The organism is Cupriavidus sp. 05T313 (assembly GCF_056396665.1).
Genome location: NZ_JBFTLX010000097.1, coordinates 1 through 23,525, shown reverse-complemented (window position 1 = coordinate 23,525; position 23,525 = coordinate 1). Strand labels below are relative to the sequence as shown.

Sequence of the window (23,525 nt, the reverse complement as noted above, 5' to 3'; positions counted from 1 at the left end):
GCCAGCCTACGGTGCCGGTGCTCGCGGCCATCTCCCTGCTGGCCTCGGCCGGCGAGAAGACGCCCAAGACCATGACCATGATGGGCGGCCCGATCGATGCGCGGCGCAGCCCGACCGCGGTGAATTCGCTGGCGACCAACAAGTCGTTCGAGTGGTTCGAGAATAATGTGATCTACACGGTACCTGCGAATTACCCTGGCCACGGCCGCAAGGTGTATCCGGGCTTCCTGCAGCATGCCGGCTTTGTCGCGATGAACCCGGACCGCCATCTGTCCTCGCACTACGACTATTACCTGAACCTGGTCGAAGGCGATGCCGACGATGCGGAAGCCCATGTGCGCTTCTATGACGAGTACAACGCCGTGCTCGACATGGACGCCGAGTACTACCTCGACACCATCCGCGAGGTGTTCCAGGAATTCCGTCTTGCCAATGGCACGTGGGAAATCGAAGGCAAGCCGGTCCGTCCGCAGGACATCAAGGGCACGGCGCTGCTGACCATCGAAGGCGAACTGGACGACATCTCGGGCGCCGGCCAGACGGCGGCGGCGCACGAACTTTGCGCCGGGATTCCCAAGGATCGCAAGCAGCACATCACGGCTGCCAAGTGCGGTCACTACGGGATATTCTCCGGCCGCCRCTGGCGCCAGGAGATCTATCCGGAGTTGCGCAACTTCGTGCTCAAGCACCATTGAGCCACGGCTGCCATCCATGAAAAACGCCCGCGCAAGCGGGCGTTTTTCATGGGCTCTCGCGGCGGCAAAGTTCAGCGGCGTTCCAGATAGGAAAGCAACATATCGGTGTGCAACTCGGCGAAACGCTCGTGCTCGTCCTGGGCCGCCACATCGCGCCCGATCACGGCGCTGATGGTGTAACGGTTGGAAAGCACGTAGTAACCGAGGGCCGAAATGGTCAGGTAGAGCTGCGAAACGTCAACATTGTCGCGGAACACGCCCTTCTTCTGCCCCCGCTTGACGATATCGGCAAGCACATTGACCACCGGGTTGATCAACTGGTGCAGCTGCGTGGACTTCTTCAGGTGGCGGGCCTCGTGAAGATTCTCGCTGTTGACCAGGCGGATGAACTCCGGATTGCGGTAGTACCAGTCCCACACGAAGCGGGCCAGGGTGCGCACGGCGGCCACCGGGTCTTCCTCGACGATATGCAGTTGCTCCTCCGCGGCACGAAACTCCGCATATTGTTTTTCCAGGACGGCCAGGAACAAGCCTTCCTTGCTGCCATAGTAGTAATACAGCATGCGCTCGTTGGTCTCGGCGCGGCGCGCGATCTGGTCGACGCGTGCGCCGGCCAGTCCACCCTTGGCAAATTCCTCGGTGGCCGCATCCAGGATGCGGCGGCGCGTTCCTTCGGGGTCCCGCTTGGTTCTGGTTTCGTTTCGCATGCGACGGCTGGTGAATCGTTGCGCGGATTATGGCACAGGGCAACTTGCGCGCAGCGGCCCCGGCAAAGGGCGCATCATCTCGCGTTTCTGCACTGCGGCGAAATCGGGGATAATCCCTGCCGCGCACCCGTTCCAGCCGGCCTGCCCGCCGGGCAAGAAAGAGAGAGCGGCGCCTAGCTGTCCCCGCAAACCCCAGAATATTCGTGACTGCCAACCGCCCGACCCTCGCCGATCGCCTCGAAGCCCTGCTGCCGCAGACCCAGTGCACCAAGTGCGGCTTCGATGGTTGCCGCCCCTATGCCGAAGCCATGGCAGCGGGCGACGCGGCCTGCAACCGTTGCCCGCCGGGCGGGGCCGAGGGCATCCGCCGCTTGTCGGCTCTGCTGGGCACCCCGGTGCTGCCGCTGGACCCTGAGCGCGGCATGGAACAGGCCCGCGCAGTGGCGGTGATCGACGAAGCGCTGTGCATTGGCTGCACGCTGTGCATCCAGGCCTGCCCGGTCGATGCCATCGTCGGTGCGCCCAAGCAGATGCATACGGTGCTGGAAGACTGGTGCACCGGTTGCGATCTCTGCGTGGCACCTTGCCCCGTTGACTGCATCGCCATGGTTCCCGTCACCGCCGAACGCACCGGGTGGGCCGCATGGTCGCAGGAACAAGCTGACGAAGCCCACGCGCGCTATATGGAGCGCCGCTCTCGGCTGGTGCGCGAGCGCGAGGAGAACGATGCGCGCCTCGCGGCCAAGGCAGCCGCCAAGCTGGAAGCGCTGCAGGCCGAGACCGCGCAGAGCGAGGAGGAACGGGCGGCGCAGGCGCGCAAGCAGGCCATCATCCAGGCCGCCATCGAACGTGCGCGCCTGAAGCAGCAAGCCGTCAAGCCGCGTAATACTGAAAACGTCTCCCCTGCCGTGCAGGCGCAGATCGATGCAGCCGAAGCCCGCCGGGCCAAAGCGGGTCTGGGCGAGCCAGGACAGGCCGATCCTGGCGCCACGTCCGGCGCCAACCCAGCCACCAAGGACCAATGAACGCAGCCAAGTGCCGCGCCTTGTTCGAGACACTGCGCGAAGTCAACCCGACCCCCACCACCGAGCTGGAGTACAGCTCGCCGTTCGAGCTGCTGATCGCGGTGCTGCTGTCCGCGCAGGCCACCGACGTAGGCGTGAACAAGGCAACGCGCAAGCTGTACCCGGTGGCGCACAGCCCGCAGCAGATGCTGGACCTGGGCGAGGAAGGGCTGATCGAATACATCAAGACCATCGGCCTGTACAAGACCAAGGCCAAGCATGTCATCGCCACCTGCCGCATCCTGGTGGAGCAGCACGACGGCCAGGTGCCGCGCGACCGCGCCGCGCTAGAAGCCCTGCCGGGCGTGGGCCGCAAGACCGCCAACGTAGTGCTCAACACCGCCTTCGGCGAGGCCACCATCGCGGTCGACACGCATATTTTCCGCGTTGCCAACCGCACCGGGCTGGCGCCCGGCAAGAACGTGCAGGTGGTCGAGCAGAAGCTGCTCAAAGTCGTCCCGCAAGAATTCCTGCACGATGCGCACCACTGGCTGATCCTGCATGGCCGCTATGTGTGCAAGGCACGCAAACCCGAATGCTGGCACTGCGCGATCGAGCCGCTCTGCGAATACCGCGAGAAGACCGAGGCGCCGCGCATTTAAGTGCGAGCGCGCCGGGCAGGCAAGAAAAGACCCGCACGAAGCGGGTCTTTTCTTGAACCGTGGGCGCCGCGAAGGCGCGGCCGGTCAAACGATGCGGCAGGCTTCGTCGAACGACAGGCGCGGGCTGCGCGGGAACAGCTTGTCGGCCTCGCCATAACCCAGGTTCACCAGGAAATTGACCGACCACTTGCCATCGGGGAAGAAGGCCGCATTGAGCTTCGCGGCATCGAAGCCGGCCATCGGACCGCAATCCAGGCCAAGGGCACGCGCGGCCAGGATGAAATAGCCGCCTTGCAGCGAGCTGTTCATCAGCGCGTCACGGGCAATCTTCTCCGGCTGGCCGGCATACCACGAGCGGGCATCGGCGTGCGGGAACAGCTTGGGCAACTGGTCATGGAAGTCGTTATCGAAAGCAACGATCGCGGTAACCGGCGCCGAGCGCGTTTTCTCGACGTTGCCGGCGGAAACGCATTCGACCAGGCGCGCCTTCTCGGCGGCACTCTTGACGAAGACGATGCGTGCCGGCGAACCGTTTGCCGCGGTCGGGCCAAACTTCATCGCGTCATAGATCTGATGGAGCGCGGCATCGTCCACCTTGCGGTCTTGCCACACATTGTGGGTGCGGGCTTCGGTGAACAGCTGGGCGATAGCGGCCTGATCGATCGATTTCATGCGTTCGGTTCCTGAACAAGAAGTGAGAGCCGGATTGTATCGAAATCGCCGCACTCCTCCCCCCAGGCGATTTGAGCAAAGGGTTCAATTCTGTTGCACAACCTGGCCGCCGGCACCCTTGCGCGTCAGCCACAACACACCCGCCAGGATCAGCCCGCCGCCCAGCGCCTGCGTCAGCCCGACGTGCTCCCCCAGCAGAAGTGCGGCCAGCACCACTGTCACCACGGGTTCCAGCGTGGACAGCATCGAAGCCCGTGCCGCACCGAGCCGCTGCAGGCCAGCGAAAAAGGCCAGGATGGCCAGGACGGTCGACAACAATGCGATCGCCAGCAACGCCAGCCAGCCCGCGAAGCTCTGTGGGAACTGAGGCGGCACGCCCGCCCCGGTACGCACCAGGCCCACCACGACATAAACCACGGCCGCGGCGCTGCACACCACGGTAGTGGTCGCCAGCGGGTTGACGCCCGCCGTAATGCGCGCGCCCACGATGATGTAGACCGAGTAGATCGCGGCCGAGGCCAGGCCCAGCGCAATGCCGAGCGCCGAGCCCTGGCCGCCGCCCACGGTCAGCCCCGCCCCGACCGAGCACAACACAAGCGCGATCACGGACGCCATGCTCAGGCGCTCCTTGAGGAAAACGGCGGCGAGGATGGTGACAAAGAGCGGATACAGGTAAAGCAGCAAGGCCACCAGGCTGGCCTGGGCATGGTTGAGCGCGGTAAAGAAGCAGAACGACTGCCCGACATAGCCAATGCCGCCCATGGCGGCCAGCGCGAGTACCTTGCGCCAGCCCGGCATGCCAACCCCGCGCAGGCGCATCGCCAGCGCCAGCGCGCCGGCCGCCAGCACGAAGCGCACCGCAAGCAAGCCGTAGACGTCAGTGCCGGCCTCGTAGGCGAATCGCGCGAAGATCGCCATGGCACCAAAGGCGCTGGCCGACAGGGCGATCAGCAGCACGCCGGCGAATTGCTCGCGGGCGTTGCGGACGGGCTGGTGGCCAGCGGTGGCGGAAGATCGGGAAACAGACATGGCGGTGCGCGGTCGAGGACACGCCCGGCGACACCGGGCAACGCCGCATTCTAGTAGCTGGCGGTCCGATTCGGGCAGCGCTCTGGCGGCCGAACTGCGCTGCAGCGATGGGAGAGCTCGTTTACAATACCGGCATCATGTTCAATCCCTCCCGCGAAGAAGTCCGCCGTTTTTTCTGCGAAGCATGGCAAAAGCAGCGCGCAGGCAATGTCCTGACGCCGCTCGAAGTCATTGCAGTCGACTGGATCGGCGAGCACCCCGAGTATCACAGCCTGCTCACCGACACGGAAGGCGCGCTGACCCAGGATTACACGCCTGAAGCCGGCCAGACGAACCCCTTCCTGCACCTGGCCATGCACCTGTCCATCTCCGAGCAGGTTTCCATCGACCAGCCTCCTGGCATCCGCCGGGCCTATGAGTCCCTGACCCAGCGCCTGGATTCGCCCCACGAGGCGCAGCACCAGGTGATGGAGTGCCTGGGCGAAATGCTCTGGCAGGCRCAACGCACAGGCATGCCGCCCGACGGCGAGCAATACATCGCATCGATCCAGCGCCGCGCCAGCCGCTGAGGCGCGGGATCGCACACACGTGGGCTGCGTACAAATGATCACAAAGTTGTGATGCGGAGCATGATAGGCTTTACCGCGTCGCAATATCACGCAGCGCATGCATCACCTCCTCCGGTAAATGCGGCGCACAGATCTCAATGCCACCTAGTACGTCCAAGCCGGAGGCGGGTGCCGGCGCGCCCATCCGGCGCCTCCCCGGCGCGAGGCCCGCTCTCCTGCTGGCTATCTCCATCGCGGCCGGTTGGCCTTTGTCCAGCCACGCCGCCATCGCCTTGCTGCAACCGCCAAAGGTGGTCGATGGCACCAAGCCACTGACCCTGACCTTGCTGCTGAGCGCCAATAGCGCCAACCGCAGTTTCCTCGTGTCCGAAACCCTTGAGGTCATGGCTTCGGCGGACCTGCAGGCACCTGTGCGGCTTGGCATGCGGCGCGTCACCGCCGGCCCGTCGACCATCAAACTGCGCAAGGGAGAGTACCGCACCATCGAATATGGCGCGGAACTGCCACCCAACTTGCGCGGCCTGGTGCGGCTGGATCCGGTTGACATCGATGCCGCCCCGGTTCTCGTCACGCTCAATCGCGCACCGCGCGCAGATGATCCGCCCGTGGCCCAGGTCGCGAATACACCGCCAGCGGGAACCGCACCGGAGGCAAGCGCCAGTGGCGCTAGCCCCGTGGTCCCGGTAGTTCCGGTGGCTTCTGCCAGCCAGGCAGCGCCGGTCCAGCCGGACCTCCGCGACCAGGGACGGCTCACCTTCAATGACCCGATGTATTTCATCCTGGGTGCGCACGACGGCGCCAATGCGAAGTTCCAGTTCAGCTTCAAGTTCCGCATCTACCAGGGCGAGAACCCGGCTTCGCGCGGCCTGCTCGAAAACCTGTACTTCGGCTACACGCAGTTTTCGCTGTGGGATCTGTCAGGCGATTCGCGCCCCTTCCGCGACACTAACTATCGGCCGAGCCTGTTCTATTACCTCTCGGACACTGGCGTGCACAACCGCGCCATCAGCCGGCTCTCGCTGGCAACGGGCGTGGAGCACGAGTCGAAYGGCCGTGATGGCGACCAGTCGCGCAGCATCAATACCGTGTTCGTCAAACCCACTTTCTACCTGGGCGACCTGACCAACTGGCACTGGAGCATCTCGCCCAAGCTGTATTACTACGTCGAGAAGAACGACAACCCGGACATCGCCAGCTACCGTGGCTACATGGATCTGAAGCTGGCCTACGGCAAGCCCGACTCATGGGAATTTGCCGCCACCCTGCGCAAGGGCACGCAGAAGTACTACGGCAGCGTCGACGCGGCGGTGACTTACCCGCTGGCACGCCTGATCCCGGGCACGGCGGGATATCTGATGGCCGGCTACTTTGTCGGCTACGGCGAGAGCTTGCTGGACTACAATCGCAAGCTGCCGTGGCAATTCCGGCTAGGGTACGCACTGTCGCGCTGAGCCGCCGTCCGCAACGGCCCGGGTCGCGTTCAGCCCGCCAGCGGCTTGCCGCTGGCCTTCAGGCGGGCGTTGGCTACGGCCGCTRCAAACTGGCCTTGCCCGTGCCATCCGGTGGCCCGGCCCAGCTTCTTGCCTTTGTGAAAGAACATGAACACGGGAATGCCATGCAGGCCGAAGCGCTTGCCCAACTCGGGATGCGCATAGACGTTGGCGTGCAGCCAGTGCAGTTCGAGGGCATGCACCGGCTCGGGATTCGCCAGCATGCCTTTCTTCGCCATCTCGCAGTTAAAGCAGTCCACGCCCCAGAAAAACACACAAACGAGCGCGTCGCCGGCAGCGGCAATGGCCGCATCAATGTCTTCACTCGCTACTTCGCGCATGCCAAATGCATCGAAGGCGCGGTGATCCAGGTGCGCCGCCGCGCCGGCAGCGGCGCCGGGTGCGGCGGTATTGTCTGGCTTGATGGACATAAGCTTCTCCTGCAATGAAAAACGCCCGGGCCAGCGGCACCGGGCGTTGCTTGTGCCGGCCAAATGGGCGGACAGCCGAGGCGTTGCGCTTACTTGGGCGCCGCCACCGTTACCAGTGCCGGACGCAGTACGCGGTCTGCGATCATGTAGCCACGCTGCAGTACCGTGACCACGGTGTTGGGTTCCTGCGGCGCGGGCACCATGGAAATGGCCTGGTGGCGGTGCGGGTCGAATTTCTCGCCGACCGGGTTCAGTTCGACGATCTTGCCCTTCTCGAAGGCGCTAAGGAGCTGGCGCGCTGTCAATTCGACCCCTTCGCGCAGCTTGGCGATATCGCCTGAGCCATCGGCCAGCGCGGCCTGCAGGCTGTCCATCACGGGCAGCAGGTAATCGGCGAAGCTTTCGATGGCGAATTTATGCGCCTTGGTGACATCGTCCTGGGCGCGGCGGCGGATGTTCTCGCCCTCGGCAGTTGCCCGCAGGAACATGTCGTAGTGCTCCTTGGCCTTGGCTTCAAGCGCGGCCAACTGGGCCGCCACGTCGCCAGCGGCGTTCTCGGCCTGGCCGGCCGGGGCGGTGTTCAGCTCCTCGCTGGCGGGCGTGAGCGGCGGCGTGGTGGGTGGCGTCTGCTTCTGTTCTTCCATGTCGATCCGTATCAATACAAGGACGCGGCCTGCCTGGTCGCAGGCCGCCGGGTGGTCAATCGGCAAATGTAGCCTGCAGTTGGTGGCAAGCGTCTGTTTTTCAAGGGCGCACCGGGACGGTGCGGTGAAACACAAGGTTACAAAGAGAGGCGTGTGGAAATAGGGGCCATATTGCTTTGCAGCAGCGCACCCCCTAAGATGAAAACGTATAAAAATGACAAAAATAACGGGGTCGAAGATGCATCACACGTCGGGCCACTCTCGAAAGGTTAGCCATGCATAAGCTACCTGTTCTGACGGTCTTCCTACTCGCCGCATTATCGGTGATGACAGCCTTTATCTGCCTTTCCGGCGCGTTCACGCCGCGAGACACCGAGTACGGCAGCGGCAAGGCGGTTTTCAAGCACTACATCATCCCCTACGTTCGCTGACCCAGCCAGGTGAGTCCGGGCGACCGCCCACGCGGCTGCCCTCCTCACCCCATGACGCCATCGATCTGGCGCCGGTCGCGCTTGGTCGGCCGGCCCTGCAAGCGCGACGCCGGTTCATCGTTGAGCCGCCTGTTCTCCGCGTCTTGGCGCCGGCGCGCCTCGCTGGCCTCGGTTTCCGCATAGAGTGTCTGGGCGACGGTTGCCGGACCGCGGGCTCCCGCAACGCCCTTTACCACCACTTCCCAGCGTTGCTGGTGCGCCTCCAGTACGACCGTGTCGCCCGGCTTGACCTCGCGCGAATTCTTGCAGGCCTGGCCATTGACCTGGACCTTGCCCCGCTCCACCGCCTCGGCTGCCAGCGAGCGCGTCTTGAAGAATCGCGCGCACCACAGCCATTTGTCGATGCGCAGGCGGGCATCGGCCTCAAAAGATACGTTCATACCTTCACCTCCAAGCCGTAACTCCCGCGCCGCTCATGCCGCCGCACCGCGGGTCTGGGCTTGCGTGCGCCGGGCTTCCAGTTCATGCGGATGGGGCATCCGCAGCGGCCAGCCTTGCAGGTGCTGCAATCCGATCTCCGCGAGCCCGGCGATCCAGCTTTCCGCATCGTTGAGGCAAGGAATGTAGTGGAATACCTTGCCGCCAGCCACCTGGAACTCGGACCGCCCTTCCATGGCGATCTCTTCCAGCGTTTCGAGGCAGTCCGCCGGGAAGCCGGGACAAAACACGTCGACCCGGCCGGTACCGACCTTGCCTAGCTCTTGCAGGGTAGGCGCGGTATAGGGCTGCAGCCACTCCGCCTTGCCGAAGCGCGACTGGAACGTGACCTGGTACTGCCCCGGCTGCAAACCCAGCGCCTCGCCCAGCAGGCGCCCGGTCTTCAGGCATTCGCAGTGGTAGGGATCGCCCAGTTCCAGCGTCCTGCGCGGCACCCCGTGAAACGACAGGATCAGCTTGTCGCCACGCGCGAAATCCGGTGTGCCGTGTTGCGCCCAGTATGCCCCGACCTGCTGGTGCAAAGCCGCAATGTACGCCGGATGGTCGTGAAAATGCTTGACCAGCCGCAGCTCCGGCTGGTTTCGCCACGCCTTGAGCACACGAAATGCCTCGTCGAAGGCGGTCGCGGTGGTAGTGCCTGAATATTGCGGGTACAGGGGCAGCAGCAGGATGCGCTCGGTCCCCTGGCGCCGCAGCGCCTCCAGCACCGAGCCGATCGAGGGGTTGCCATAACGCATGGCGCACGCCACGGTAACTTCGTGGCCATGCTGGTTGAGCAACAACTGCAAGGCGTGGGCCTGGCGCTCGGTGTGCACCAGCAGCGGCGACCCCGTCATATGGGCTTCGCGCAGCCAGATAGATTCGTACTTCATCGCCGACGCACGCGAGCGCAGCGGCAGGATGAGGCCATACAGGATCGGCAGCCATGCGGCGCGGGGAATCTCCACGACGCGCGGATCCGACAGGAACTGCTTGAGGTAGCTGCCGACCGCTTTAGGCGTCGGCGCATCGGGTGTGCCGAGGTTGATCAGCAGGATCGCCGTACGCGGCGCCTGGCCATGCTGATAGGCCGGCTCGGGAGTAAACGTCATGTAATTTCCGGTGTGGCGGAGCGGCGCGGGCACAGGGCGCGCGGCCGCCAGGTCTCGCCGAGCTTACAGGATGAAYGGAACAGGCAGTCTGTGAGACCGGGCCAGGACGACACTAGTTCTGGCTGAGCGCGCTGGACAACAGGCGCGCGGTGATGTCGACGATCGGGATCACCCGCTCGTAGGCCATGCGGGTCGGCCCGATCACCCCGAGCGTGCCGACGATCTGGCCGTCGACTTCGTAGGGCGCGGTAATGACCGCCATGTCTTCCAGCGGCACCAGCTTGCTCTCGCCGCCGATGAAGATCTGCACGCCCTGGGCGTGGCTGGAGACATCGAGCAGCTTGAGCAGGCCGGTCTTGTGCTCGAACACGTCGAACAGCTTGCGCAGTTTTTCCATGCTGGAGGAAAGATCCTCCACTTCGAGCAACTTGCGCTCGCCCGAGATAAAGACGTGATCGTCCTCTTCCTCGGCCATGGCGTTGCTGCCCGCCTCCACCGCGGCCTGCATCAGTTGCGACATATCCATGCGCAGCGCCTGCAGTTCGCCGCGCAGGTGGTCACGCACATTGTCGAAGCTCATGCCGGCAAAGTGCGAGTTGATGAAATTGGCCGCCTCGACCAGTTGCGACGGGGAATACGGCAGTTCGGTCTGGATGATGCGGTTCTGCACATCGCCCTCCGGCGTGACGATGATCAGCAGGATGCGCTTGTCCGAGAGCCGCATGAATTCCACCTGGCGGAACGCCTGGGCGCGGCGCGGGGTCATCACCACGCCGGCGAACTGAGACAGGTTGGACAAGGTATGAGCCGCCGAGGTGATCATCCGCTGCGGCCCAAGCTGCTGGCCGCGCAACTGGCCCTGGATCTTGCCGGTCAGTTCAGCCAGGTTGAGCGCGCCATCCAGCGGCTGGGCGGTCAGCATGGTGTCGACGAACAAGCGATAACCCCGCGGCGTCGGAATGCGCCCCGCCGAGGTATGCGGGCTGGCAATAAACCCCATTTCCTCCAGATCCGACATCACATTGCGGATGGTGGCAGGGGACAGATCGAGCCCGGAGTACTTCGACAAGGTCCGTGAGCCCACGGGTTGTCCCTCGGCGATATAGCGCTCGATCAGGGTTTTGAGAAGCGTTTTTGCACGTTCATCCATGATGTTCCCGATTTTACGCAAGTTTACCCCGTTCGGGCGGCTCATCCGTGTTCCGGYCCGGCCGCAGGTGCCCATCTGCTGACAATGGTCGCGGCGGTATGGTCTAATCCCGGCATGTCTTCGCTCCCCACGCCCGGCGCCGCGCGCGCGCCCTTTCGCACCGTCGCCCTGATCGGCAGGTACGCCACCGCCGGCATCGAGGGCCCGCTGGAGGATCTGGCCGCCTGCATCCTCAGGAACGGCCAGGATGTGGTGTTCGAGCGCGAAACCGCGATGGCTACCGGGCTGACCGACTATCCGGCGCTGGCGCCGGACGAGATCGGCAAGCATGCGGATGTGGCGGTGGTGCTCGGCGGCGACGGTACCTTGCTGGGCCTGGCGCGCCAGCTGGCCGGCTACCCGGTGCCGCTGATCGGCGTGAACCACGGGCGCCTCGGCTTCATGACCGACATCCCGTTGCAAGACGTGCATTCGGTGCTGCCCGACATGCTTGCGGGCCGCTACGAGTCGGAGACCCGCATGCTGCTGGAGTCGCAGGTGGTACGCGACGACGGCGTGATCTTTTCCGCGCTGGCCTTCAATGACGTCGTGGTCAACCGTTCCGGCATCTCCGGCATGGTCGAACTGGCCGTCTCCGTGGACGGCCACTTCATGTACAACCAGCGTTCGGACGGCCTGATCGTCTCGACGCCGACCGGCTCGACCGCCTATGCGCTGTCGGCGGGCGGCCCGATCCTGCACCCCACCCTGTCGGGGCTGGTGCTGGTGCCGATTGCCCCGCATGCGCTGTCCAACCGCCCGATCGTCCTGCCGCATGACGCCGAAGTCTCGATCGAGGTGGCCACGGCGCGCGACGCGAGCGTCAACTTCGACATGCAGTCACTGACCTCGCTGCTGCCGGGCGACCGCATTGTGGTTCGCCGGTCGGCCAAGACCGTCAACCTGCTGCATCCGATCGGCTACAACTATTACGCCACGCTGCGCAAGAAGCTGCACTGGCACGAGTACCCGAGCGAAGACAACCGGCTCTGAGCCGCGCCGATCCTGACCGATCCGGCCCAGATCCGCCGCCCCCAAACCGAATCCGCCCCTGACCCCGACCCGTCGCCCACGATGCTGCGCAGCCTGTCCATCCGCGATTTCGTCATCGTCGATACGCTCGACCTCGACTTCTCCCCGGGCTTCACCGTCTTCACCGGCGAGACCGGTGCCGGCAAGTCGATCCTGATCGATGCGCTGGCCCTGGTGCTGGGTGAGCGCGCCGACGCCGGCGTGGTCCGCGAAGGCGCCGCCCGGACCAGCATCAGCGCCACCTTCGCCACCCCCGCCGGGCTCGATGACTGGTTGGCCGAACACGACCTCACCGGCGACGATGGCACCGTGCTGCTGCGCCGGACCGTCGACGCCGGCGGGCGCAGCAAGGCCTTTATCAATGGCGCCGCCGCCACGCTGGGCCAGTTGCGCGACATCGGCGACCGCCTGGTCGATATCCACGGCCAGCATGCCCACCAGTTGCTGCTGCGCCCGGACGCCCAGCGCCTGCTGCTGGACGCCCATGCCGGCCTTACCGCCCAGGCGGGCGCCGTAGCCGAGGCCTGGCGCTCGTGGCGTGCCTGCGTGCGCCAGCGCGAAACCATCGAGCACCGCTCGCGCGAGATGCAGCTTGAGCGCGAACGGCTCGAATGGCAGGTCGGCGAACTCGAGAAGCTGGCGCCGCAACCTGGCGAGTGGGAAGACATCCAGGCCGAATACAACCGGCTGTCGCACGCCGCGGGGCTGATCGAGGGCAGCCGCGCCGCGCTGGAAGCGCTGTCCGAGGCCGATGGCTCGGTACTGTCGGCACTCAACAGCGTGGTACAGCGCCTGCGCCAGCTGGCGGGCGTCGATCCCGGCCTGGGCGACGTGCTGGCGGCGCTGGACCCGGCCCTGGTGCAGGTCGAGGAGGCCGCTCACTCGCTCAACCGCTATGTCGACCGGCTCGATCTCGACCCCGAACGCCTTCAACTGGTGGAAGCGCGCATGCAGGCTCTGCACACCACCGCGCGCAAGTACCGGCTGCCGCCTGAGCAACTGCCCGACGAACTGATGGCCCGCCGCCAGCAGCTCGACGACCTCCAGTCCGCCCAGGACCTGAACAAGGCGATGGCGCGCGAGGCCGCGGCCCGAGCCGCTTACCTGACCATCGCCCAGCACCTAGGCGCCGCCCGCAAGGTGGCGGCCGAAAGCCTGTCGGCCGCCGTCACGGACGCCATGCAAGGCCTGTCCATGGCGGGCGGCAGTTTCGCGGTGGCGCTGCACCCGCTCGACGAAGGGCAAAGCCACGGCCTGGAACAAGTCGAATTCCTGGTGGCCGGCCATGCCGGCGTCAGCGCGCGTCCCCTCGCCAAGGTGGCCTCGGGCGGCGAACTTGCCCGTATCAGCCTGGCGATCTCCGTCATTACCAGCGAGGCCGCGCCTACCCCGACCCTGATCTTCGACGAGGTCGATACAGGCATCGGCGGCGCGGTGGCCGAAGTGGTAGGCCGCCGGCTGCAGGAGCTTGGCCGCGCCCGCCAGGTGCTGTGCGTGACCCACCTGCCGCAAGTCGCCGCCCAGGCCGGCGCCCACCTGCTGGTCAGCAAGGAGACCAGCCAGCCCGAAGGCAAGGGCTCGGTCACCCGCTCGCGCATCCGCGCCCTCGACCCGGCCGGCCGCGTGGTCGAGACCGCCCGCATGCTGGGCGGCACCACCGTGACCGCCACCACCGTGCAGCACGCCGAGGAAATGCTCGCGCAAGGCATGCGCGGCGCCGCCGGCACGGCCCGGGAAACGCGCCGTTCGCGCCGGAGCGCAAGCTGATCGCCCGCGTCCCGCACCGGCCCAGTAACCATCCAGGAGCTTTCCCATGTCAACCGGCAAACTGCCGCACTCCCGCTCAATGGCTCGCCCGCTGCGGATCACCGCCGCCTGCGGCCTGCTGGCACTGCTCGCACTCACCGCTTGCCAGGCGCAGCAGCGCCCCTATGCGCCGGCCGGCAGTATCAGCGCCGACCGCGCCGTGGGCGACATCATGGTGCGCTTCAGCGCGCCGCCGGTGACCGGCTCCGAAGAGGCCGGCCGCCTGCTGGAGTCGATTTCCGGGCCGATCCGTTTCGTCGTCAAGCGGCCGATGTCGGGCGGCGTCTGGCTGGTCACTRCCATTTCGCAATCCGGTGATGCTACGATGGAACAGGCCGTGGCCACGCTGCGAGCCGCTCCCCGCATCGAGCTGGCCGAACCGGACCGGGTGCTCAAGCCGAATCGCACCATGCCCATGGGACGCGACATGCCGCCGGGCTGAAGCCGGCGTGCCCGCACTGCGGGCATGGCGGGACGGGCAGGCTCTGTAGTCGGTTTCCCTGACTTGAACGTTGTAGGTTGAATGCTGTAACCGTGGTTCCCGGCGCGATCGCGCTCTTGCAGATTCCGGGGCGCTCCGCACGGAAAGCCCCACCGCGGTCAGTCCGACGCGGGCCTAACGGGAGATGGCAGACATGCAGCAACAGCTTCAGTACCGGTCATGCTGCACAAGACGCATAGCGCGCCACGGCGCCCTGCTGCTGGCGCTGGGCGCCGCCCTCTGGCTGGGGGCACCGGCAGCCGCCAGCGCGGGGCCCGACCCCGCCGCGCGCCCGGCGCCGCGCTATAGCGGCAACTTCATCGTACGCTGGCGCGACGGCAGCAGCGCTGCCGCCAGCGGCCAGCCCGACCGCATGCTGAGCGTTCACCAGAACACCGGCGTGGCGCTCGCGGTCAAGCGCCAGATGGGCGGCAGCCTGCAATTGCTGAGCGTCTCCGGCAGCGATGCCGCCGACCCCGAGGCCACCGCCGCCCGGCTGCGCCAGGATCCCCGCATCGCGGAGGTGGTGCCGGACCGCTGGCTGCACCTGCATGACACGGCACCCAACGATCCCGAATTCGCGCTCAACCAGCCCTACCTCGGCACGCCCGCGCAAGTGGTGGGCGGCGTCAACCTGCCGCCGGCATGGGACCGCACCCGCGGCAGCAGCAGCCTCGTGATCGCGGTGCTCGATACCGGCTACCTGCCGCATCCGGACCTGGCCGCGCGCATCGTGCCTGGCTATGACTTCATTACCGACACCAGCATCGCCAATGACGGCGACGGGCGCGACACCGATGCTACCGATGCTGGCGACGGCGTGCCGAGCGGATTCACCTGTCCCGGCACATCGGCGCCAACCACCACTGCCACCAACAATAGCTGGCACGGCACCCGCGTGGCGGGGACGCTGGGAGCGCTGACCAACAACGGGGTGAATATCGCCGGCGTGGACTGGAACGCACGCATCCAGCCGGTGCGCGTATCCGGCCGCTGCGGCGCGTTGCTGTCCGACACCGTGGATGGCATGCGGTGGGCCGGCGGCCTCGCCGTGCCCAATGCTCCGGCCAACCCCACCCCCGCGCGCGTGATCAACGTGAGCCTGGGCGGCGGCACCTGCTCCAGCATCGAGCAGCAGGCCGTGAACGACCTCGCTGCCAACGGCGTGATCGTGGTTGCCGCCACCGGCAACAGCGCCAGTGCGGTCGAGGCGCCTGCCGACTGCAGTGGCGTGGTGGCCGTCACGGCCCACGCCAACGACGGCGAGAACGCCGGCTATGCCAATGTGGGACCGCAAGTCTCGCTGAGCGCGCCCGGCGGTGGCTGCGGCAATTCCAAGGTCGTGCAGGGCAGCAACGGCAGTACGTGTTCGGTGGCGAATTCCTTCATCCGCACCCTCTCCAATGACGGCACCACGTCGCTTGGCAATTACACGGTCACCAGTTCCCAGGGCACGAGCTTTGCCACGCCGCTGGTGTCGGGCGTGGCTGCGCTGATGCTCGCGGCCAATCCGGCGCTGACACCCGCCCAGCTGCTTGCCACCCTGAAGAGTTCCGCGCGCCCCCACCCTGCAGGCACGTTTTGCACGACCACCACGGGTACCGGCAAATGTGGTGCAGGCCTGCTCGATGCCAACGCCGCCGTCATCGCCGCAACGCAGGTGGCCCAGCCGCCTCCACCCAGCCCGCCCAGTACGCCCAGTACGCCTGGCACATCCTCCGGCGGCGGTGGCGGTGGCGGCGGTGCGCTGTCGTGGCCGCTCGCGCTGGGCCTGTGCGTACTTGGCTTGCTGCTGAGCTGGTCCGGACGGCGCCGGCTACCGGCGAAACCGCGCTAAGCGAATGACGCTGTGCCGAGGCCGGGTATCCTGCCTCGGCATGCCTATGCGGCTGACTGGCCGCGACGGCGTTGCCACCACTCCTGCGCTAGCCAAAGCGCCAGGCCGGCCACCGTGCCGGCCGCGTGYGAGATACGCACCACCCCGAAGCCCCACTGCGCGTCGAATACCACCGGCGCGAGCCACGACTGCTCTAGCCAGGTCTTGACCAGCACGCCCAGGCAAAGCACCACCCCAAGCACGCGCGACACGCCGCTGCCAACCAGCAGGCGCAGACCACCCCAAAGGGCCAACCCGTGCAGCGCGCCCGACAATCCGCCATACCAGCCTACCGAGGGAACCCGGCACAGCGCCATTTGCACCGCTATGCCGCAGGCAACCAGCACCGCCAGCATCGCGCCGGCGCGCGCCTCGCGCCCGACCAGCAGCATCAGGCCCACGGCAGCCAGCAGATCGGCCAGCCAGTGCTGCCAGCCGAGGTGGACCCACATCGCCGTAAACAGGCGCCACCACTGGCCGGCCGCGCCGTGGCCCATGACCGCGTCGCGCAGATAGAGTCCCTGCGCATGCAGCCACGGTACAAAGGTAAAGGCGGCGCTCAGGACGGCAGTCGCCGCCAGCGCGGCCAGCAAAGCCGGCCAGCGCGCGGCGCCGGCCACGGGTGGATTCATTTTCCGGGCTCCGCCGGCTCGCCGAACACCGCCTGCCAGAGCGCGCGGACTTGCGCCGCCTGCGGCGCCACGGCGGCCGGCGCAACACGCGCGTGAACCTGGCCATCCAGGCGCAACTGGTGCTGGCGCGCGCGGAATACGCGATACGCGTCGCCCACTTCGCGCGCCAGCGTGGCATCGATCAGGCCAAGCTCGCCGGCGGTGCGCAGCAGCGCAATATTGCCGGCATTGCGCGTCAGCGCGGGATGGTCGTGGCTGTGCAATAGCACGAGGTATTGCACCGTGAACTCAATGTCGACCATSCCGCCMCGGTCGTGCTTGAGGTCGAACAGACCGCTTGGGTTGGGATGTCCCTCGGACACCTTGTGGCGCATGGCGGTGATCTCGCCGCGCAGCGTGGCGGCATCGCGCGGCTGGCGCAGGATCTCGTCGCGCAGGCTTTCGAAGTGCGCGCCGATCACCGGGTCTCCCGCGCAAAAACGTGCGCGCGTGAGGGCCTGGTGCTCCCACACCCAGGCCGTGTTGTCGCCCTCGCGCTGCTGGTAGCGGCGGAAGCCCTCGAAACTGGTCACCAGCAGCCCCGCCTCGCCATTGGGGCGCAAGCGCGTGTCGACGTCRAACAGCGTGCCGGCAGCGGTATGGCTGGTCAGCCAGGTGATCAGCCGGCGCGCGTAGGCGGCATAGACGTCGGGCGCGCGTTCGTGTTCGTCTTCGTAGAGGAAGATGATGTCGAGGTCCGAGGCATAGCCCAGTTCCTTGCCGCCCAGCTTGCCGTAGGCGATCACGGCAAAGCGCGGCTGCTCGGCATGCCGCGTGGCAAGCTGGCGCCAGACGGCCCGCAAGGTCACGTCGAGCATGGCATCGGCCAGGTCCGACAGACGGTCGGCGATCTGCTCCACCGTCAGCATGCCTTGCAGGTCTTGCAGCAGGATGCGGAAGGTCTCGGCATGATGCTCGCGGCGCAGGATGTCCATCTGCGCTTCGATCTGTCCGTCGGCCGCATCGAGGCGCGCGGCCAGGCGGCTGCGGAATCCGTTCCAGTCGGGCGCGCCGGCCAGCGCATCGCTGTCGAGCAGCTCGTCGAGCAGCTGCGGATGACGCGTGAGATAGGCTGCCGCCCAGCTCGATGCGTGCAGCGTGTCGGCCACGCGCGCCATCGCCTGCGGGTATTCCGACAGCAGCGACAGGTAAGACGCGCGGCGGCTGATGGCATCGAGAAAGTCGACAAAGCGCGCGATGGTGCGGTCGGCGTCGTCCTGGCGCGAAGCCAGGTCGAGCGCGCGGTTGACCAGCAGGTCGAAGCGCACCCGGCTCTGCTCCGACAACGCCCGGTAGCGCAGCGAAGCGCCAATGGCGCGCAAGCGGTCGAGCAACGCGTTGCAATCCTGAAAGCCGGCACCCGCCAGGCGCTCGCATGGCGGTTCGTCCTGCTCTTCCTGTATCAACGCCGGCCACAGCGCCTCGCAAGGCGCGTGGGCTTCATCGGGATCGGAGAAGGTGGCTTCGAACTGCTGCGCCACCGGATCCTGTAGCGACGAAAGCCGTTCCAGCAAAGCCGGCCAGTCGGCGCAGCCCATCATGCGTGCCACGGYCAGTTGCTCATCCGCGGCGGTGGGCAGGTGGTGGGTCTGGGCATCGTCGCGATACTGCAGGCGGTGCTCGAGCTGGCGCAGGAAGCGGTAGGCATCGGCCAGTTGCTCGGCCTGGCCGGCAGGCAGCAAGCCATGTTCCACCGCCACCGCCAGGACTTCCAGGGTGGGCCGGATGCGCAGCGCCGGGTCCTGCCCGCCGCGGATCAGCTGGAAGACCTGGGCCATGAACTCGATCTCGCGGATACCGCCGCGGCCCAGCTTGATATTGAAGGCACGCTGGTTCACGCGCTGCCCGCCGCCGGGCGCCGCCAGTCCGCCGCTGCGCTTGGCGGCCTCGGCGCGGATCTGCGCGTGCAGCGAGCGGATCGCGGCAATCACGCCGTAATCGAGGTAGCGGCGAAACACGAAGGGCGTGGTGAGGCTAGACAGCTGCGCCGCGGTGCGCTGCGCATGCGGCGTGTCCAGCGCCGACACCACCCGGCCCTTGATCCACGCGTAACGCTCCCATTCGCGCCCCTGCACCATCAGGTACTGCTCCAGCATGCCGAGGCTGCACGCCAGTGGCCCGGCGTCGCCGTTGGGGCGCAGGCGCATGTCGACGCGGAACACGTAGCCATCGGCAGTCACGTCGGCCAGCAGGTTGATCAGGCGGCGTCCCAGGCGGATGAAGTACTCGTGGTTGGACAGGCTGCGCTGGCCGCCGCGCGTATCGCCGTCTTCGTCGTACAGGAAGATCAGGTCGATGTCGGACGACACATTGAGTTCGCGGCCGCCGAGCTTGCCCATGCCGACCACCACCAGTTCCTGGACCTCGCCGCTGCTTTCCCCGACAGGCCGGCCGTAGGTCGGCGCCAGGTCCGCTTCCAGCATGGCCAGGCCATACTGGACGCCCAGTTCGGCCAGGTCCGTCATCGCGCCAGTGACCTCGCCCAGAGGCGCCAGGCCGCGCAGGTCGCGCTCGATCACCACGCACATCACTTCGGCGCGCAAGCGGCGCAACGCGCGCTTGATGGCCTCCTCGACATCGGCCGACGGCTCATGCAGGGCCTTCAGCCGCGCCTCCATCCAGGCCCGCGTCAGCGGCTGCTCGCGCGCGCGCGCAACGATTCCGGCAAGCTCCGGGCGGGCTTGCACCATACGGCGGGTGTAATGCGAATAGGCGGGCGAGTACAATGCCATGCCGGCGCAATCGACCGGCACGAGTTCCGTGGCGGCCACTGTCGCGTACAGGCCCGTGGCCATGTCGGCCACCGCTTGCCTGGCAGCGCTGGAAGTGTTGCCGGAAGCATGTTCGCCGGCAGCGCCGGCCTCGGTAGCGGCGGGATTGGGCGCAGCCGTGGAACTCGTCGGATCAGTGGAAGTCATTCCTGTTACTTGGAAGCGCGTGAGCCGGCACTGTGCCGGCCCGCGCGTTATGCACGGCCGGTCAGGCACCGAATTGGAGAGCGCCTAGTATTGTCGGATAATCTGCGCATGTCCAGCCGCGCCACCCCACCCGCCGAGCCCGGCCCCACCACCGGCGGCACGCCGGCGCTCGACGGGGCCGCCGGTGCAGGCTCTACTCCTTTGCAACTTTCCAGGCGGAGCCCGCTGGCATTGGCGCGCGCGCTCGGCCGTGTCCTGCTCGCAGCCTTGCGCCATCCCATGTGGCGCGGCCTTGGCCGCGTCTTGATACGACTGGCCCTGTCGCTGCTGGTGGTCGCCATGCTGGCCGGCCTGCTGATCCGCTTCGTGCTTTGGCCCGAGGCCTCGGCGGCCCGCACCTGGCTGGAACAGCGCGGCTCGGTGGCGCTGGCGGCCCATTTGAGCATCGGCCAGCTGGACACGTACTGGGACGGCTGGCACCCTGCCTTCCATGCCCGCGACGTCAAGGCGGTCGATGGCGAACAGCGTGTGCTGCTGGCGGCCGGCACGCTCGACGGCAAGTTGTCATGGCGATCGCTGTTAAGCATGGACGTGCTGTTCCAGCGAATCTCCGCCAGCCATACCGACCTGCTGGTACGGCGTTCCGCCGACGGCAAACTCCAGGTAGCCGGGCTGGCCGTGGACACTACCGGCGCCCAGCCGCAAGACAACCGGCTGTTCGACTGGCTGCTGTCCCAGGGCAAGGTCGAACTCACCGACGGCAAGCTCCGCTGGCTCGACGAAAAGAACCACCTGCCCCAACTCGACGTCGGCAATATCCAGCTCAGCGTGCAGCGCCTGGGTTCGCGCCACCTCTTCAAACTGGAAGCGCAGTCGGCGACGCTCGCGCCCCGCCCCCTCGTGGTGCAGGCGGATTTTCGCCATGACTACCTGCATCGCACCGGCGACTGGCGCAATTGGCACGGGCAGGCCAGCTGGGACCTCGGCCGGCTTGAGCTGCCGGTACTGCAACGCTACACGGCGATCTTCGAGCGGGTCGCGCGCGGCACCTTCAGCACCGACGGCACGATCGAATTCCGCGGCGGCCAAGTCACCCGCAGCCAGGCGAGGCTGCGCGCCAATGGCGTGGACCTGAAACTGGCCGGCGCGCCCGAACCACTCAAGCTGGCCAGCGCCCAGGCCTTCGTCCTGCACCGCGCCGGCCGCGACCGCGACAACATCCTCACCATCGACACCCTGCTGTGGCAGCCCGAACCCGCCGAGGGTCCGGCCGTGCCGCAGGCACGGCAAGACCAGCCTGCCTCGGCGGCGTCGGCCGCCGCAGCCGAGGCAAGCGCCGCCGCCAGCGTGGCGAGCGGAGAAAGCGCCTGGCGCGAAGGCATGCGCAAGGTGGTGGTGGGCTGGGCCACCGACAACAAAGGCCAGTTGCGCAAGTTCACGCTGAAGGCGCCCACGTTCGACCTGAACACCGTGCGCGCGCTGGCCACCTCTCTGCCGCTCGACACCGCCTTGTCGCGCCAGCTGCGCGCGCTCCAGCCCTCCGGCCATATCGACAACCTGGATGTGAACTGGACCCGCGATCGCCAGGGCATACTCAGCCGCCGCGACGGCCAGCGCCACTTCAACGTGCAGGGCACGCTGCGCAACGTCTCGGTGCTGAGCCAGCCCGCAAACCCGCCGGCGGGTGCCAGCGGCAAGCCCCACCTGGGCGTGCCAGGATTTGCGCGGCTCTCCGGCAGCTTCAGTTTCGACGAGAGGCAGGGAAGCGCCCGCTTCGAAGGCAGCAATGCCGCCCTGGTGTTCCCCGGCATGTTCGACGAGCCACGCCTGCCCTTCGACCAGATCAGCGGCGAAGTGCGCTGGACCAACGACAACGGCAAGCTGGCGGTGCGCACCGACGGCGTGCAGTTTGCCAACGCGGATACCGCAGGCAGCGTGCGTGGTACCTGGCATGCCGGCGGCGACGGGCACGGCGGCATTGCCGATCTCACTGGCGAACTGGTGCGCGCCCAGGTCAACCGGGTGCCGCGCTACCTGCCCACAGGCATCCCCGCCGCGACACGCCAGTACCTGGCCGGCGCCCTGGTGACAGGCGAAGCCAGCGACGTCCAGTTCCTGCTCAAGGGCGACCTGGAACACTTCCCCTTCCACAGCCCGCACGAAGGCGCCGGCGACTTCCGGGTCGAGGTGCCGATCCAGCATGTCAGCTACCAGATCGCGCCCCACCTGAGCGCGGCGCCGGGCAGCGCCGCCAGCGCCAGCAACGGCGGCAAGGCGTGGCCGAACTTCACCGACATCAGCGGGCGCTTGCTGTTCGAACGCGGCGGACTGTCCTTCGTGGCGCAGCGTGCCGGCGTGCAAGGCGTTGCCGGCGTCACGCTGCAGGATGTCAATGGCCGCATCGCCGACCTGGCGGATCACGGCCGCCTGGTGCTGGACGGCAGCGCCAGCGGAGCGATGACGGGCTTCCTGCGCTTCGTGGCCGCCAGCCCGGTACGCGACTGGACCGGCCAGGTGACCAGCGACATGCGCGCCCAGGGCAATGGCGAGCTGCGCCTCAAGCTGGATCTTCCCCTCACCGCGGCGCAGGACGCCAAGGTCGATGGCCAGTTCCGGCTACCGGGCAACGATGTGGTGCTCACCCCGCAATTGCCCGTGCTGGCGGGCACCACCGGCGTCGTCGCCTTCAACGAGCACGGCTTCCAGCTCAACGATCTGCGCGCCCGTTTCCTCGGCGGCGAGATTCGCGCCAGCGGCGGCAGCCAGGCGGACGGCACGGTACGCGTCAATGCCGGCGGCAATGCCAGCGCCCAGGGCATGCGCGAGGCGCTCACCGGCTCGCCGATGGCCGGCCTGGCGCAGAAACTGGAAGGCAGTACCGCCTATAGCGCGGTGATCGGAGTGCGCGAGCATCAGCCGCAGATCACGGTCACTTCGGAATTGACCGGCCTGGCGGTGGGCATGCCTGCCCCGCTGGCCAAGAGCGCCAGCCAGGCCCTGCCCTTGCGCTTTGAGCTCCGGCCCGCCGCGGCCCGCGCCGGCAGCGAGGAGATGCTCGTGCAGTACGGCAACGTGCTCAATGCGCGCTATCTGCTGCGCCGCAACGCCGATGGCATGGAAGTGCAATCCGGCGGCATCGGCGTCGAACAGCCGGCGCCGCAACCGGCCAGCGGCGTCGTGGCGGCGCTGACCGCCGGCCGCTTCGACCTCGACGCCTGGCATGGCCTGCTCACGGATAGCGGCAAGGCCGGCGCCGGCGCCGGCGCGGTTACCGTGCCCTCCGCGTTCATGCCGGAGAAGTTCTCCGCGCGGGTGCGCGCGCTGCAGGCCTATGGCCGGCAACTCGACGATGTCGTGCTGGAGGCCAGCCGCGAGAGCGCCGGCTGGACCGTTCAGATCGATTCTCGCCAGATCGCGGGCAACCTGCGCTGGCGTAGCGATGCAGCCACGCCGGCAGGGGCGCTGACGCTGCGTCTTTCGCGCCTGAATATCCCCGACACCACCGATGCGGGCAACGTTGCCGATACGCTGGCCGACAATACGAGCGAGTTGCCAGCGATTGACCTGGTGGCCGATCGCTTCGAACTGCACGGCCGCGATTTCGGCAAGCTGGAGGTCAAGGCGCACTC

At 67.0% G+C, this 23,525-nt stretch carries 21 protein-coding genes; 11 read left to right on the top strand and 10 right to left on the bottom strand.

Annotated elements, in window-relative coordinates; translation table 11 throughout:
* A partial coding sequence (gene phaZ / locus AC1DKD_RS21005; RefSeq protein WP_477143661.1) for a polyhydroxyalkanoate depolymerase occupies nt 1-695 on the top strand: 695 nt, incomplete at its 5' end.
* Between the two features lie 71 nt (nt 696-766).
* Here phaZ and AC1DKD_RS21000 read toward each other — a convergent pair.
* Nucleotides 767-1,402: a TetR/AcrR family transcriptional regulator gene (locus AC1DKD_RS21000; RefSeq protein ID WP_045238081.1), complete on the bottom strand. Its 636-nt coding sequence runs from the start codon at nt 1,400-1,402 to the stop codon at nt 767-769.
* A gap of 203 nt (nt 1,403-1,605) precedes the next feature.
* Here AC1DKD_RS21000 and rsxB point away from each other — a divergent pair, with 203 nt between their 5' ends.
* Nucleotides 1,606-2,427 (top strand): electron transport complex subunit RsxB, encoded by an 822-nt coding sequence (gene rsxB / locus AC1DKD_RS20995; RefSeq protein ID WP_441629991.1) that lies wholly within the window; start codon nt 1,606-1,608, stop codon nt 2,425-2,427.
* Nucleotides 2,424-3,068, top strand: coding sequence for an endonuclease III (gene nth, locus AC1DKD_RS20990; RefSeq protein ID WP_441629989.1), 645 nt, complete (start codon nt 2,424-2,426; stop codon nt 3,066-3,068). Before rsxB ends, nth begins: the two co-directional genes overlap by 4 nt.
* An 84-nt stretch (nt 3,069-3,152) precedes the next feature.
* On the opposite strand, the gene AC1DKD_RS20985 is transcribed toward nth, so the two are convergent.
* Together AC1DKD_RS20985 and AC1DKD_RS20980 are read right to left on the bottom strand one after the other, a co-directional pair.
* Nucleotides 3,153-3,740 (bottom strand): malonic semialdehyde reductase, encoded by a 588-nt coding sequence (locus AC1DKD_RS20985; RefSeq protein WP_035868490.1) that lies wholly within the window; start codon nt 3,738-3,740, stop codon nt 3,153-3,155.
* A gap of 84 nt (nt 3,741-3,824) precedes the next feature.
* The gene (locus AC1DKD_RS20980) at nt 3,825-4,769 is read right to left on the bottom strand and encodes a DMT family transporter (RefSeq protein ID WP_477111070.1); all 945 of its coding nucleotides are present in this window, start codon (nt 4,767-4,769) and stop codon (nt 3,825-3,827) included.
* Nucleotides 4,770-4,906: 137 nt separating this feature from the next.
* On the opposite strand from AC1DKD_RS20980, the gene AC1DKD_RS20975 reads away from it, so the two are divergent.
* Nucleotides 4,907-5,338, top strand: coding sequence for a DUF1841 family protein (locus tag AC1DKD_RS20975; RefSeq protein ID WP_441629985.1), 432 nt, complete (start codon nt 4,907-4,909; stop codon nt 5,336-5,338).
* Between the two features lie 137 nt (nt 5,339-5,475).
* A complete protein-coding gene (locus AC1DKD_RS20970) occupies nt 5,476-6,789 on the top strand; it encodes a phospholipase A (RefSeq protein ID WP_477111071.1) in 1,314 nt (437 codons plus the stop codon).
* Nucleotides 6,790-6,818: 29 nt separating this feature from the next.
* On the opposite strand, the gene AC1DKD_RS20965 is transcribed toward AC1DKD_RS20970, so the two are convergent.
* Nucleotides 6,819-7,259: a thioredoxin family protein gene (locus AC1DKD_RS20965; RefSeq protein WP_477143660.1), complete on the bottom strand. Its 441-nt coding sequence runs from the start codon at nt 7,257-7,259 to the stop codon at nt 6,819-6,821.
* Between the two features lie 89 nt (nt 7,260-7,348).
* The gene (gene grpE / locus AC1DKD_RS20960; protein ID WP_035868503.1) at nt 7,349-7,903 is read right to left on the bottom strand and encodes a nucleotide exchange factor GrpE; all 555 of its coding nucleotides are present in this window, start codon (nt 7,901-7,903) and stop codon (nt 7,349-7,351) included.
* Between the two features lie 275 nt (nt 7,904-8,178).
* Between grpE and AC1DKD_RS20955 the strand changes: the two genes are divergently transcribed.
* Nucleotides 8,179-8,334 (top strand): hypothetical protein, encoded by a 156-nt coding sequence (locus AC1DKD_RS20955; protein ID WP_035868505.1) that lies wholly within the window; start codon nt 8,179-8,181, stop codon nt 8,332-8,334.
* A 44-nt stretch (nt 8,335-8,378) separates the two neighbouring features.
* On the opposite strand, the gene AC1DKD_RS20950 is transcribed toward AC1DKD_RS20955, so the two are convergent.
* The 3 genes from AC1DKD_RS20950 to hrcA all read right to left on the bottom strand — a co-directional run bounded on the left by AC1DKD_RS20950 (nt 8,379) and on the right by hrcA (nt 11,073).
* Entirely contained in the window at nt 8,379-8,774 is a 396-nt protein-coding gene (locus AC1DKD_RS20950; protein WP_441629979.1) for an RNA-binding S4 domain-containing protein, read from the bottom strand.
* Between the two features lie 33 nt (nt 8,775-8,807).
* On the bottom strand, nt 8,808-9,923 hold the full coding sequence (hemH, locus tag AC1DKD_RS20945) for a ferrochelatase (protein ID WP_477111073.1): 1,116 nt from the start codon (nt 9,921-9,923) through the stop codon (nt 8,808-8,810).
* Nucleotides 9,924-10,035: 112 nt separating this feature from the next.
* The gene (gene hrcA, locus AC1DKD_RS20940) at nt 10,036-11,073 is read right to left on the bottom strand and encodes a heat-inducible transcriptional repressor HrcA (RefSeq protein ID WP_035868786.1); all 1,038 of its coding nucleotides are present in this window, start codon (nt 11,071-11,073) and stop codon (nt 10,036-10,038) included.
* Between the two features lie 114 nt (nt 11,074-11,187).
* Here hrcA and AC1DKD_RS20935 point away from each other — a divergent pair, with 114 nt between their 5' ends.
* The 4 genes from AC1DKD_RS20935 (at nt 11,188) to AC1DKD_RS20920 (ending at nt 16,268) form a co-directional block, all read left to right on the top strand.
* The gene (locus AC1DKD_RS20935; RefSeq protein WP_035868511.1) at nt 11,188-12,105 is read left to right on the top strand and encodes an NAD kinase; all 918 of its coding nucleotides are present in this window, start codon (nt 11,188-11,190) and stop codon (nt 12,103-12,105) included.
* A gap of 81 nt (nt 12,106-12,186) precedes the next feature.
* Nucleotides 12,187-13,911, top strand: coding sequence for a DNA repair protein RecN (recN, locus tag AC1DKD_RS20930; protein WP_441629974.1), 1,725 nt, complete (start codon nt 12,187-12,189; stop codon nt 13,909-13,911).
* A gap of 46 nt (nt 13,912-13,957) precedes the next feature.
* Entirely contained in the window at nt 13,958-14,392 is a 435-nt protein-coding gene (locus AC1DKD_RS20925; protein ID WP_477143659.1) for a hypothetical protein, read from the top strand.
* A gap of 193 nt (nt 14,393-14,585) precedes the next feature.
* The gene (locus AC1DKD_RS20920; protein ID WP_441629970.1) at nt 14,586-16,268 is read left to right on the top strand and encodes a S8 family peptidase; all 1,683 of its coding nucleotides are present in this window, start codon (nt 14,586-14,588) and stop codon (nt 16,266-16,268) included.
* A 44-nt stretch (nt 16,269-16,312) separates the two neighbouring features.
* On the opposite strand, the gene rrtA is transcribed toward AC1DKD_RS20920, so the two are convergent.
* Nucleotides 16,313-16,939: a rhombosortase gene (rrtA, locus tag AC1DKD_RS20915; RefSeq protein ID WP_441629968.1), complete on the bottom strand. Its 627-nt coding sequence runs from the start codon at nt 16,937-16,939 to the stop codon at nt 16,313-16,315.
* Nucleotides 16,936-19,773, bottom strand: a complete 2,838-nt coding sequence (glnE, locus tag AC1DKD_RS20910; RefSeq protein WP_477143662.1) for a bifunctional [glutamate--ammonia ligase]-adenylyl-L-tyrosine phosphorylase/[glutamate--ammonia-ligase] adenylyltransferase — start codon at nt 19,771-19,773, stop codon at nt 16,936-16,938. The genes rrtA and glnE overlap by 4 nt, the downstream gene beginning before the upstream one ends.
* 231 nt (nt 19,774-20,004) lie before the next feature.
* Here glnE and AC1DKD_RS20905 point away from each other — a divergent pair.
* On the top strand, nt 20,005-23,525 hold a 3,521-nt coding region (locus AC1DKD_RS20905; RefSeq protein ID WP_477143658.1), incomplete at its 3' end, for a YhdP family phospholipid transporter.

What these genes read in the sequence shown, in the direction of transcription:
- AC1DKD_RS21000 (WP_045238081.1), bottom strand. Translation starts at nt 1,402, where the DNA reads ATGCGAAACGAAACCAGAACCAAGCGGGACCCCGAAGGAACGCGCCGC.
- nth (WP_441629989.1), top strand. Translation starts at nt 2,424, where the DNA reads ATGAACGCAGCCAAGTGCCGCGCCTTGTTCGAGACACTGCGCGAAGTC.
- AC1DKD_RS20985 (WP_035868490.1), bottom strand. Translation starts at nt 3,740, where the DNA reads ATGAAATCGATCGATCAGGCCGCTATCGCCCAGCTGTTCACCGAAGCC.
- AC1DKD_RS20980 (WP_477111070.1), bottom strand. Translation starts at nt 4,769, where the DNA reads ATGTCTGTTTCCCGATCTTCCGCCACCGCTGGCCACCAGCCCGTCCGC.
- grpE (WP_035868503.1), bottom strand. Translation starts at nt 7,903, where the DNA reads ATGGAAGAACAGAAGCAGACGCCACCCACCACGCCGCCGCTCACGCCC.
- AC1DKD_RS20955 (WP_035868505.1), top strand. Translation starts at nt 8,179, where the DNA reads ATGCATAAGCTACCTGTTCTGACGGTCTTCCTACTCGCCGCATTATCG.
- AC1DKD_RS20950 (WP_441629979.1), bottom strand. Translation starts at nt 8,774, where the DNA reads ATGAACGTATCTTTTGAGGCCGATGCCCGCCTGCGCATCGACAAATGG.
- hemH (WP_477111073.1), bottom strand. Translation starts at nt 9,923, where the DNA reads ATGACGTTTACTCCCGAGCCGGCCTATCAGCATGGCCAGGCGCCGCGT.
- hrcA (WP_035868786.1), bottom strand. Translation starts at nt 11,073, where the DNA reads ATGGATGAACGTGCAAAAACGCTTCTCAAAACCCTGATCGAGCGCTAT.
- AC1DKD_RS20935 (WP_035868511.1), top strand. Translation starts at nt 11,188, where the DNA reads ATGTCTTCGCTCCCCACGCCCGGCGCCGCGCGCGCGCCCTTTCGCACC.
- recN (WP_441629974.1), top strand. Translation starts at nt 12,187, where the DNA reads ATGCTGCGCAGCCTGTCCATCCGCGATTTCGTCATCGTCGATACGCTC.
- AC1DKD_RS20920 (WP_441629970.1), top strand. Translation starts at nt 14,586, where the DNA reads ATGCAGCAACAGCTTCAGTACCGGTCATGCTGCACAAGACGCATAGCG.